The 11,607-nt window shown below is 68.0% G+C and carries 10 protein-coding genes; 3 read left to right on the top strand and 7 right to left on the bottom strand.

Features of this window, described 5'->3' with window-relative positions; genetic code table 11:
• Positions 1-66: 66 nt before the first annotated feature.
• The 7 genes from ACUJB0_RS08870 to ACUJB0_RS08840 all read right to left on the bottom strand — a co-directional run bounded on the left by ACUJB0_RS08870 (position 67) and on the right by ACUJB0_RS08840 (position 5,907).
• Positions 67-555 carry a gluconokinase gene (locus tag ACUJB0_RS08870; protein ID WP_444844890.1) on the bottom strand — a complete coding sequence of 163 codons (489 nt, stop codon included), beginning with the start codon at positions 553-555 and terminating at the stop codon, positions 67-69.
• Between the two features lie 298 nt (positions 556-853).
• Entirely contained in the window at positions 854-1,540 is a 687-nt protein-coding gene (locus ACUJB0_RS08865) for a hydrolase (protein ID WP_161090356.1), read from the bottom strand.
• Between the two features lie 131 nt (positions 1,541-1,671).
• Positions 1,672-2,793, bottom strand: coding sequence for an alpha/beta hydrolase fold domain-containing protein (locus ACUJB0_RS08860; protein ID WP_444844889.1), 1,122 nt, complete (start codon positions 2,791-2,793; stop codon positions 1,672-1,674).
• Positions 2,794-2,857: 64 nt separating this feature from the next.
• On the bottom strand, positions 2,858-3,238 hold the full coding sequence (locus tag ACUJB0_RS08855) for a GFA family protein (protein ID WP_444844888.1): 381 nt from the start codon (positions 3,236-3,238) through the stop codon (positions 2,858-2,860).
• Positions 3,239-3,297: 59 nt separating this feature from the next.
• Positions 3,298-3,672: a hypothetical protein gene (locus tag ACUJB0_RS08850; RefSeq protein ID WP_444844887.1), complete on the bottom strand. Its 375-nt coding sequence runs from the start codon at positions 3,670-3,672 to the stop codon at positions 3,298-3,300.
• A 140-nt stretch (positions 3,673-3,812) separates the two neighbouring features.
• A complete protein-coding gene (locus ACUJB0_RS08845; RefSeq protein ID WP_444844964.1) occupies positions 3,813-5,225 on the bottom strand; it encodes an ATP-binding protein in 1,413 nt (470 codons plus the stop codon).
• Positions 5,218-5,907, bottom strand: a complete 690-nt coding sequence (locus ACUJB0_RS08840) for a response regulator transcription factor (protein ID WP_161092876.1) — start codon at positions 5,905-5,907, stop codon at positions 5,218-5,220. The genes ACUJB0_RS08845 and ACUJB0_RS08840 overlap by 8 nt, the downstream gene beginning before the upstream one ends.
• Before the next feature lie 159 nt (positions 5,908-6,066).
• Between ACUJB0_RS08840 and ACUJB0_RS08835 the strand changes: the two genes are divergently transcribed.
• From ACUJB0_RS08835 to ACUJB0_RS08825, 3 genes are read left to right on the top strand one after another with little or no spacing between them, the layout of a single operon-like run.
• Positions 6,067-7,188 carry an efflux RND transporter periplasmic adaptor subunit gene (locus tag ACUJB0_RS08835; protein WP_444844886.1) on the top strand — a complete coding sequence of 374 codons (1,122 nt, stop codon included), beginning with the start codon at positions 6,067-6,069 and terminating at the stop codon, positions 7,186-7,188.
• A complete protein-coding gene (locus tag ACUJB0_RS08830; RefSeq protein WP_444844885.1) occupies positions 7,181-10,300 on the top strand; it encodes an efflux RND transporter permease subunit in 3,120 nt (1,039 codons plus the stop codon). Before ACUJB0_RS08835 ends, ACUJB0_RS08830 begins: the two co-directional genes overlap by 8 nt.
• On the top strand, positions 10,290-11,576 hold the full coding sequence (locus ACUJB0_RS08825; RefSeq protein ID WP_444844884.1) for a TolC family protein: 1,287 nt from the start codon (positions 10,290-10,292) through the stop codon (positions 11,574-11,576). The genes ACUJB0_RS08830 and ACUJB0_RS08825 overlap by 11 nt, the downstream gene beginning before the upstream one ends.
• Positions 11,577-11,607 lie beyond the last annotated feature (31 nt).

Here is an 11,607-nt window from a genome sequence, read left to right as displayed (position 1 = left end):
CGGATTCCTGACGGCTGCGCGAAGGTAGTGCCTGTTGCATGGTCCGGCCCGTCACGCCGGACAACATCAGAATCCGGCGAGTATCCGCGCCACCAGCACGCGCGGCGGCAGGAGGATGTCCAGCACCATGCCGGCCTCGTCCACTTGCAGCGGCTCCAGGTCGCGCAGCTGGCTGTCCAGCAGCGACAGCGGCATGTAATGGCCGGCCCGCTCCCGCATGCGGCTGGCGATCAGCGCACGGTCGCCGCTCAGGTGCGCGAAGTGCAGCGCCGGGTCGGCCAGCCGCAGCTGGTCGCGGTACTTGCGCTTGAGCGCCGAGCAGGCCAGCACCAGGCCGCCGTCCGCCTGCCCGATCCGCTCCCGCAAGGCCAGCAGCCAGCCCGCGCGGTCGGCGTCGTCCAGCGCGACGCCGGCCGACATCTTGGCCACATTGGCCGGCGGATGAAACTGGTCGCCCTCGATGAAAGGCACGGCCATGGCGGTGGCCAGCGCCTGTCCAACCGTGCTCTTGCCACAGCCACTAGCCCCCATGACCACCCAGCGGGTTTGCTTCATTCATCTCTCCAAACAAAGGTAGCGCTAACATTTCTGCTGAACCGAAATCGCGCAGATGTTACGCGCAATCATTCAGCCAGACAGAGGATTCAACAAGGTCGATGGCTACGCAAAGGTAGCGTTATCATTTTTGTAGACTTTAGACTAACGTAGGTATTTGTAAAGAAGTATCTGCGCTGCGGCGCAGCACGGCAGGACGCCGTGTCAGCTTGAAACCGCCGCCGTGCAGGGGCTACGGCGGCGCAGCATCGTTGCGGCGGGCGTGGACAGAAAGCCACGCCCGCCGCTGATGGCGGTCTTACTTGGCAGGCACGGCGGCCAGCATCTCGTGGCTGCCGGCGGTGCGTTCAGGCGCCTTGTGCACCATGGTGTAGGCGTAGTCCACGCCCATGCCGTAGGCGCCCGAGTGTTCGCGCACGATGGCCATGACAGCGTCGTAGGTTTCGCGGTGCGCCCAGTCGCGCTGCCATTCCAGCAGCACCTGCTGCCAGGTCACCGGCACCACGCCGGCCTGGATCATGCGCTGCATCGCGTAGTCGTGCGCTTCCTTCGAGGTGCCGCCGGAGGCGTCGGCCACCATGTAGATCTCGTAGTCGCCTTCGGCCATGGCGCACAGCGCGAAGCTGTTGTTGCACACCTCGGTCCACAGGCCCGAGACGATGACCTTCTTCTTGCCGTTGGCCTTGAGCGCGTCGCGCACTTTCTGGTCGTCCCACGAGTTCATCGACGAGCGTTCCAGCAACGGCTTGCCCGGGAAGACGTCCAGCAGCTCAGGGTAGGTGTGGCCGGAGAACGCCTCGGTCTCGACGGTGGTGATGGTGGTCGGGATGTTGAACACCTTGGCGGCCTTGGCCAGTCCCACGGTGTTGTTCTTCAGCGCCTGGCGATCCATCGATTGCACGCCGAAGGCCATTTGCGGTTGATGGTCGATGAAGATCAACTGGCAGTTAGTCGGGGTCAATACTTCAAGTTTGGGGTTGGTCATGATAGCGTCCATTTCGATGAGGTGGGTACGGCGCCCGCTGTGTTCAGCGCGGCTGCGATCATCTTAGGGCGGGCGCCAAAGCCGCACCACTGGCTAAATGGAGAGGCCGGACTAACCTTTTACAGGCCGCGTCAGCGCGCCGGCATCTGCTGGTTGAGGAAGGCCACGGTGGCGTCAACCGTGGGTTGCAGCCAAGGGTCGAACAGCCAGAACGAATGTGGTGTATCCGGCAATACCAGCGTGCGGCTGGGCACGCCGGCTTGTGCCATGCGGGCCGCCATGTCCTCGCGGCCGGCGGAGAAGCGAGGCTGCGCGCTGGCGATGAACAGGATGGGCGGCATGCCGGGACGCACGTAGCGGATCGGCGAGGCCTCGCTCCAGCGCTCGGGCTGCTCGGCGTAGCGCCCTCCCAGCCAGGCGCCGGCCGCCGAGGGGTGCTTGGCGGGGTCGTCCTCGTGCGTCAACGCTAGTTCCGTGGTGAAGTCGGACAGGCCGTCGATGTTGACGATGGCTTGCACCGCGCTCGATACGGCGCCCTCCTCCGCACCGGGGTCGAACTGCGCGAGGTGGCCGGTGACGCCGGCCAGGCTGGCGATCTGGCCGCCGGCCGAGCCACCCGCCAGCGCGATGCGTTGCGGGTCCAGGTGGTACTGGGCGGCGTGGGCGCGCACCCAGCGCACGGCGGCGCGCGCGTCGTGGATGGCGGCCGGATATGGCGCCTCGCCGGACAGGCGGTAGCTGATCGCGGCCGCCGCGTAACCCTGCTGCGCCAGCCGCACGGCCATCGGCGCGAACTCGGTGCGGAAGCCGGAACGCCACCCGCCGCCATGCACCAGCACCACCACCGGCATGCCGACATCGGCGCGCGCGGCAAGCGGCAGGTAGAGGTCGAGCTTCAGGCAGCGGTCGCCGTGCTGCGCGTAGGTCAGGCCGTCGACGCGGTTCACGTCCACCGGCAGCGCCGCGCTGGCGATGCGGATGGCGGGATAGTCGCGGGCCAGCTTGGCGTAGGTGTGTGGCGCGTCGTAGGTGTTGGCGGGATCGGGCGGCGGCTCCACGCAGGGCGCGGCGGAGGCTGCGGCGTGCAGGCACAGCGCGGCTAGCGCGGACAGGACGCGGACGGCGGCGGCGCTGGCAGTGGCGATGGCCATGGTGGCGGTGCCCGTGGTGATGGCGGTGCCCGTGGTGGTGGCGATGGTCGTGGTGGTGGCGGTGGCGGTGGCGGTGGCGGTGGCGGCAGGAGCGGGCGTCATAGTCGCCGAGTATGCCACACGCGGCGGTTGGCGGAGTGACGCTCGCGCGACTGCTCGGCGGCGGCTAGCGCAGCGGCAGCCAAGCCGGCTTGGTGTCGGTGTGCAGTTCGCGCTCCACAGGGCCGTCGTACTCGGGCTCCAGCGTGCCGAGCGTGATGGCGATGCGGTCCGGCGCCTGTGTGCTGCGCCAGAACAGCGTCGAGCCGCAGACTTTGCAAAAGCCGCGCCGCGCGTGCGAGGACGAGGCGTATTCGGTGATCAGGTCGGCGCCGCGTTCGACCACGTAGCCGGCGGCGGCGACGTTCGCATACGTGCCGGCAGCGGCGCCGTGCTGCTTCTGGCACATGGTGCAGTAACAATGGCTCGCATGGCTGACCGGCAGGTCCGCCCTGTATGCCACGCCTCCGCACAGGCAACTGCCGTGCAACTGGCCGGTTTCATTCATGGTGTTCGCTCCGTCATCGTGGCGCCAGCCGCCATGATGCCAACGGCGCGCATGCCGCGTCAATCCCGTTTTGACGTGTCCGGCCTGCCCGGCTTGACCTGCGCAGCCTCGGCCACCGGTTCGCGCGGACGGCGCCGGCGTTCGGGGAACAGGAAGCCCACCCGCTCGCCCACCGCCGAACAGGCGGCGATCAACTTGAGCGCGGCCATCGGCTCGGTGAACGCCACCGAAGACGCGGCGGCCAGGGTCTTTTCCGTGGTTGGCAATTCTGTGGTGAACAGGCCATCGATGGCGAGGAAGCGCACACCCCGGATCTGCAGTTCGCGCGCGATGGTTTCCTGGCTGGCGCTTTGGGCGAGCACGTTGCCGCCGGCGCTGAGCGTCATCGTGACCGCACCGAGTTCCCGCGAAAACGCGACTTCTGCGTTTTGCATTCCACTTCCTTCCAAAAAAAGACCGCCTCGATGCGAGGCGGTAAGGGTAGAGACCACAGGACGAGGCCTTCAGGAATGGATATTGCCATTTAGAAATTACGAGCGTATGACATGCCCCCGCATTTGCGCAGGAATTTGGATCAGGCGCCGGCGCTGGGCAGATGGACAGTGAAGGCGGCGCCGCCGGCCGGCAGGTTGGCGGCCTCGATGCGGCCGCCGTGGCCCTGGACGATGGTCTGCGTCAGCGACAGCCCGAGGCCGACGCCAGCCGCCGCGCCTGAACGGGCCGAGGCGCCGCGGTAGAAGCGCTCGAACAGGTGCGGCAGCTCGTCGATGCCGATGCCGGGGCCGCTGTCGGACACGCACAGGCAAGCCTGATCACCATCCCGCCAGATGCGCACTTCAACCGTGCCGCCGGCCGGCGTGAACTTGACGGCGTTCTCCAGCAGGTTGACCACGATGAGCGTGGCCGCGCCTTCGCCGATGGCGGCAAGCACCGGCGCGTCGGCCGCCTGCAGCGTCAGCCGCACCTGGCGTTGCTGCGCCGTGGCCTGCGCGCGGCCGATGGCGGCGGCGGCGATCTCGCCGATCGAGGTGGAGGCCGATGCGTCGCGGCCCTGGCCGGCGTCGTAGCGGGCCAGCGCCAGCAGCTCTTCCACCAGCAGCGTCAGGCGCTCGACCTCCTCCATGCAGGAGCGCAGCGTGTCCACGTACTCGGCGGCGTCGCGCGGGCGGCGCAGCGTGATCTCGATCTCGGCCCGCAGGCGCGACAGCGGCGAGCGCAGTTCGTGCGAGGCGTCCGAGGTGAAGCGGCGCTGGATCTGGAAGCTCTGGTCGATGCGGTCCAGCATGTCGTTGAGGGTGTCGACCAGGTGGCCGATCTCGTCGCGCGTGCCGGGGTGGATGAGGCGCTGGTCCAGGTTGCCCTCGCCGATGCGCTGCGCCTGGCCGACGATGTCGTCGATCGAGCGGAACACCCAGCGCGTGATCGAGGCGCTGGCCACGGTCAGCGCCACCAGCAGCGCCAGCGCCAGCGCCAGGAACATCACGCTGGCCGAGGCCACCACATGGCGCACGTCGTCCAGCGAGCCGGCCACCTGCACCGTGTAGCGCAGCGGCGTAGGTGGCCCAACCCGCACCGGCAGCGAGACAATGCGCACCGGCTCCTCGGCGAAATGGTCGAGCGTTTCAAACACGGTGTCGCCGGCGGCCATGCGCGTCATCAGCGCGGGCGGTGCCGGCAGGCTGGCCGCGCCCAGGTTGGCGCTGCGCGCCAGCACCCTGCCCTGCGCGTCGACGATCTGCACCCAGCGGTCCAGCCGCGCCAGCGATGGCGGCGCGGCGCCCTTGGCGGCATCGTGCACCTGCACCGGCTGGTCCGGCGCGGCGCGCAGCATGGCCGCCTCGGTTTCGGCCAGCGCCAGCAAGGCGCCGTCCAGCTGTTCGTTGACCGCGCCCGACAAGCTCAAATAGCCGGACATGGCGGCCACCGCCAGCACCGAGACGATGACGGCGGTCTGCACCAGCGCCAGCCGGCGGCGGAAACTAAGCATCGTCATCGGCCACCTCCGCCAGCCGGAAGCCCTGGCCGCGCACCGTGTGGATCAGGCGCGGCAGGCCTTCGGGGTCGATCTTGCGGCGCAGGTTGCGCATGTGCGAGTCCATCAGGTTGTCGAGCGCGATCAGGTCGGCGGTCCAGATGCGCTCGGCCAGCTGCTGGCGGCTGACCACGTGGCCGGCCTGGCGCATCAGCAGTTCGACGATGGCGTATTCCTTGGGCGTCAGGTCCAGCGCCTGCCCGCCGCGCTTGACGGCGTGGCTTTGCGGGTCCAGCGTGAGGTCGGCCACGGTCAGCAGCGCCGGGCGCACCAGCGTCGAGCGGCGCAGCAGCGCGCGGATGCGGGCCAGCAGTTCGTCGAAGGCGAAGGGCTTGGTCAGGTAATCGTCGGCGCCGGTGTTGAGGCCGGCCACGCGGTCGCCCAGGCCGTCGCGCGCGGTCAGCATCAGGATGGGCGTGAGCAGGCCGCGCGCGCGCAGCTCGCCGCACAGCGTGATGCCGTCCTTGGCCGGCAGCATCCAGTCCAGCACGATGAGGTCGTAGTCGCCGGCCAGCGCGGCCGGTTCGCCCTCTTCCGCGCTGTGCACGGCGTCGACGGCGAAGTCCTCTTCCTCCAGGCCGCGCTTGAGCAGGCGGGCGGCCTTCTGGTCGTCTTCGATCAGCAATATCTTGGTCATGCGGCATTTTACTGCCGTCCGCCGGGCACTGGATGTTTCCTGAAGGAAGATTCAGGATCGCCTGGCGCGCATCTCGGTACACTGCGGCCATTCCTCTTACCCATGGACGACAGCGGCGCAATGGCGCGCCGGGGACTCCTTTCGCCTTCAGGAAACGCCATGATCAAATTCGACCCACGCCGGCAAGTGCTGGCCCTCCCCCTGTTGTGCGCGGCCATCGCCGGCTGCGGCCATGCGCCCGAGACCGATTCCGCCCCGCCCGCCGCCGTGGTGCGCAAGGGCGCGTCCATCGCCGTGCCGGCCGGCTCGCCGCTGCGCCAGTCGCTGCAGGTGGCCAGCGCCGCCGAACAGAATGTGGCGCGCGTCATTCCGGTGCCGGGCGTGGTGGAGGCGGATTCGGCCCATCTGGTGCGCGTGGTGCCGCCGGTGGCCGGGCGTATCGAGCAACTGCTCAAGCATCTGGGCGACACGGTCAAGGCCGGCGACGCGCTGTTCACCATGGACTCGGCCGACGTGGCCGCCGCCCACAGCGACGCCACCAAGGCGCAGGCCGGCCTGACGCTGGCGCGCCGCAACCTGGAGCGCCAGAAGGAGCTGCGCGCGGCCGACATCTCGGCGCACAAAGATCTGGAGCAGGCCGAGAGCGAGTACGCGCAAGCCCTCAGCGAAAGTGAGCGCAGCAAGGCGCGCCTGGCGCAGCTTGGCGGCACGCTGAACGGCGGCAACGGCCGCGTGTACACGCTGCGCTCGCCGCTGTCCGGCCATGTGATCGAACTCAATGGTGGCCAGGGGGGATTCTGGAACGACACCAATGCGCCGGTGATGGTGGTGGCCGACCTGTCGACCGTGTGGCTGACCGCCAGCGTGCAGGAGAAGGATCTGTCCGCCGTGTTCGCCGGCCAGGTCGCCGACATCGAACTGAACGCCTATCCCGGCCAGCACATCGCCGGCAAGGTCGGCTACGTCGGCGAGGTGCTGGACCCGGACACCCGCACCGTCAAGGTGCGCGTGGCGGTCGACAACAAGGACGGCCGCCTGAAGCCGGGCATGTTCGCGCAGGTGACCTTCAGCGCCGCGCCTCACCAGGGCGTGGTGGTGCCGGCGTCGGCGCTGGTGCAGAGCGGCACGCACACCCAGGTCTACGTGGAGACGGCCGCATGGACCTTCGAGCCGCGCACCGTCGCCACCGGCGTCCACAACGGCGAGCTGGTGGAGATCGTCTCCGGCCTGAAAGCCGGCACCCGCATCGTCGCCAAGGAAGGAGTGCTGCTCAATGATTGATCGTCTGGTTGCCATCAGTTTCCAGCGGCGCGGCATCGCCTGGTTGGTGTTCGTGCTGGTCGCGCTGTACGGCGTGTTCTGCTGGCAGCAGCTGCCGCTGGAAGCCTATCCCGATATCGCCGACACCAGCTCGCAGGTGGTCACGCAGGTGCCCGGCCTGGCGGCGGAGGAAGTCGAATCGCAGATCACCATTCCGCTGGAACGCGAGATCATGGGCACGCCCGGCATGCATGTGATGCGCTCGAAGAGCACCTTCGGCCTGTCGCTGATCACCGTGGTGTTCCGCGACGGCGTGGAGGATTACTGGTCGCGCCAGCGTTTGCAGGAGCGCATCGCCAGCGTGACCCTGCCCTACGGCGCGCAGCCGGGGCTCGATCCGCTGACCTCGCCCATCGGCGAGATCTACCGCTACACGCTGGAATCGAAGACGCGCTCGCTGCGCGAGCTGTCCGAGCTGCAGTTCTGGACCGTGATCCCGCGCCTGAAGCAGGTGGCGGGCATCGCCGACGTCGGCAATTTCGGCGGCCTGACCACGCAGTTTCTGCTGGAGTTCGATCCGGCCAAGCTGAGCAAGTACAACCTGTCGCTCAAGCAGGTCACCGACGCCGTCAACGCCAACAACGCCAGCGCCGGCGGCAGCATCCTCAATCGCGGCCAGCAGGGCTTCGTGGTGCGTGGCGTCGGCTTGATCCACAACCTGGACGACCTGGGCAACGTGGTGGTCACGCAGAAGAACGGCGTGCCGGTGCTGGTCAAGGACCTGGGCGAAGTGCGGCTGGGCAGCAAGGAGCGTCATGGCATCCTGGGCAAGAACAATAATCCGGATGCGGTCGAGGGCATTGTGCTGCTGCTTAAGGGCGAGAATCCGTCGCTGGTGCTCAAGGATGTGCATGCGGCCGTGCAGGACCTGAACGATCATGTGCTGCCGAAGGATGTTCGCATCGTGCCTTACCTGGACCGCACCGGGCTGGTGGACGCCACGCTGCACACCATCGGCAAGACGCTGGTCGAGGGCATGCTGCTGGTGACGGTGGTGCTGGTGCTATTCCTGGGCAGCCCGCGCGCGGCGGCCATCGTCGCCGTGACGATTCCGATGGCGCTGCTGACGGCGTTCATCTTCATGCACCATTTCCATATTCCGGCCAACCTGCTGTCGCTGGGGGCGATCGACTTCGGCATCGTGGTCGATGGGGCTATCGTGGTGATGGAGAACATCCTGCGCAAGTACGAGGAGAACCACGGCGCCGCGCTGCGCGCCAAGGACGTGATGAAGGCCACGCTGCAGGTGACCAAGCCTATCTTCTTCGGCATGATCGTCATCATCACCGCCTACCTGCCGCTGTTCACCTTCCAGCGGATCGAGTACAAGCTGTTCTCGCCGATGGCGTTCGCGATCGGCTTCGCGCTGCTGGGTGCGCTGGTGGTGTCGCTGACCTTGATACCGGGGCTGGCCTACCAGGCGTATCGCAAGCCGCGCAAGGTGTTCAACAATCCGGTGCTGGTCAAGGCCAAGCAGTTGTATGAGCCGTTTCTGGCGGCCGTGGTGGGCCAGTCGCGCGTGACCCTGGCGGCGTTCGCGCTGGCCTCCGCCGCCGTGTGCGCGCTGGGCGGCACCATCGGCCGCGACTTCCTGCCGTATCTGGACGAGGGCTCGATCTGGCTGCAGGTGACGCTGCCGCCGGGGATATCGCTGGAGAAGGCGGCCGAGATGTCGGACGAGCTGCGCAGCGCGGCGCTGGAGTTCCCGGAGGTGGCCACCATCGTCACCCAGTTGGGCCGCAACGACGAGGGCACCGATCCGTGGACGCCGTCGCACATCGAGGTCAGCGTGACCTTGCATCCGTACGACACATGGAAGTCCGGCCTGAGCAAGCAGGAGCTGATCGTCAAGATGGGCCAGCGCTTCGCCAAGCTGCCCGGCACGCGGGTGGGCTTCACGCAGCCGATGATCGACGGTGTGCTCGACAAGCTGGCCGGCGCGCACAGCGACCTGGTGGTGAAAATCTACGGCAACGACTTCAAGGAGACGCGCCGCATCGCGGCCGACGTCGAGCGCACGCTGGCCGCCGTGCCGGGCGCGGAGAGCGTGATCATCGACCAGGAACCGCCGCTGCCGCAGGTACGCATCGAGGTGGACCGGGCCGCCGCCGCGCGCTACGGCATCAACGCCGCCGACGTGGCCGACCTGATCGGCACGGGCATTGGCGGCAAGCCGGTGTCGCAGGTGTTCATCGACGACCGGCAGTACGACATCGGCGTGCGCTTCACCGATGCGTCGCGCAGCAATCCCGACACCATCGGCGATTTGCTGCTGACCTCGGCCACGGGGGCGCGCATCCCGCTGGCGCAGGTGGCGACGATACGGCTGGACGACGGCGAGAGCACCATCACGCGCGAGATGGGCAAGCGTCACCTGACGGTGCGGCTGGACCTGCGCGGGCGCGATCTGGCGTCCTTCCTGGACGACGCCAAGGCGCAGATCGAGGCCAAGGTGCGCTACGACCACGGCCGCGTGCAGCTGGCCTGGGGCGGGCAGTTCGAGAACCAGCAGCGGGCGCAGGCGCGCCTGGCGCTGATCATGCCGATGGTGGTGGCGCTGATGTTCGTGCTGCTGTTCGCGCAGTTCAAGAATCTGCGCCAGCCTGCCATGATTCTGGCGGCGGTGCCGCTGGGTGCGCTGGGCGGGCTGGTCGCGCTGCATCTGCGTGGCATGACGCTCAATGTGTCGAGCGCGGTTGGCTTCATCGCGCTGTTCGGCGTGGCGGTGATGGACGGGATTTTGATGGTGTCCAACCTGAACCAGCTGCGGGCCGAGGGCGGGCTGACACTGAAGGATGCCGTGCTCAAGGGTGCCTACAGCCGCTTCCGTCCGGTGCTGATGACGGCCAGTGTGGCGGCGCTGGGCCTGCTGCCGGCCGCGCTGGCGCATGGCCTGGGCAGCGATGTGCAGCGGCCACTGGCCACCGTCGTGGTCGGCGGGCTGGTCACAGCCACCGGGTTGACGCTGGTGTGGCTGCCGGCGCTGTACTACCTGGTCGAACGCTATTTCGAGAACAAACCCAAGCAGGCCGAGGATGGCCTGGTGCAAGCGGAGCAAGTCCATGACATTTAAACTCAACCCCTTGTGTGCGCTGCTGGCGATGTGCGTCGCCCTGCCCGCTGCCGGCCAGGTGACGTTGCGCGAGTACGCAGCGGCTGCGGCCCAGAACAGCCTGGATTTGCAGATGCAGCGCGAAAATGTGAGCAGCGCGCAGGCCGGCGTATCGGTGGCCGGCGTGCGGCCCGATCCGGTGCTCACGGCCGGCATCGACTCGCGGGAATTGAACGCGGCGAACAAGCCGAACGCGCCCACCGCCACCACCATGGGCGTGGCGCTGACCATCGAGACGGCGGGCAAGCGCGGCCAGCGCATCCGCGCGGCGCAGGCGGCGGTCAAGCTTGGCGAGGCGACGCTGGACGGCGGCCGCCGGCAGTTGTACGCCGACGCGGTCGCGGCCTACACGGAATCGTGCCGTGCGCGCCAGGCGCTGGTGCGGCAAGAGGCGACATTGCGGGCGCTGGACGATATCGTCAAGGCCAACAGCGTGCGGCGCAAAGTCGGCGATATCGGCGGGCTGGAGTTGTCGCAGTCGCAGGTGGAGCGCGACCGCTTCGAGGCGGATGTGGTGTCGGCGCGGGCGCAGGTGCTGGCGGCGGCCGAGTCGCTGTCGATTCCGTTGGGGCGGCGTTACAGCGAGGTGTTCGGCAGCGCGGAGCTGGCTTGCGATGCGCCCGCCGCCACCGGCCTGGACGATGTGGAGCAGCTGGTGCGGCAGGCGCAGGATGGGCGCGACGACATCCGCATCGCGCGCGCGGCGCTGGATGCGGCGCGTGCCTCGGCTGACCTGGCGCAGGCGAATCGCTGGGTCGATCCGGTGGTCAACGTCAGCTTGAAGAACACGCCGTCGGTGCATGCGCTGACCGATGCGGGCGGCACGGTGACGAATTCGCCGACGCAGCGTTCGCTGAGCCTGGGCTTGACCGTGTCGGTGCCGATTCCGCTGTCGCGCACGCAGCGCGGCGAGGTGCTGCAGGCGCAATCGGCGGTCACGCAGGCCACGCTGGCGTTGCGCTCGGCCGAGCTGAAGGCGCAGATCGACGTGCGGCGTTTATACGCGCAGTTCCGCGCGGCGCAGGCCAACGAGCAGCGCTACCGGGAATCGGTGCTGATGCAGTCCGACAAAGTCGTGGAAGGCATGCGCCTGTCGTACAAAAAAGGCGCGGCCTCGCTGCTGGAACTGCTGACCTCGCAACGCTCCGCCGACGAAGTCTACCAGGCCTACCTGCAAGCAAAGGCTGACCTTGCCACCGCCACAGCGCAATTGCAACTAGCCGCCGGCGCCAACTAAAAACATTGGGGTCAAGTCTGGCATTCGGACA

It is taken from the genome of Duganella caerulea (assembly GCF_040362985.1).
In the GTDB taxonomy this organism is placed as follows: Bacteria; Pseudomonadota; Gammaproteobacteria; order Burkholderiales; family Burkholderiaceae_D; genus Rugamonas; species Rugamonas vulcania.
Note: the sequence above shows the minus strand (reverse complement) of the source record. Positions and strands in the feature narration are given on the sequence as shown.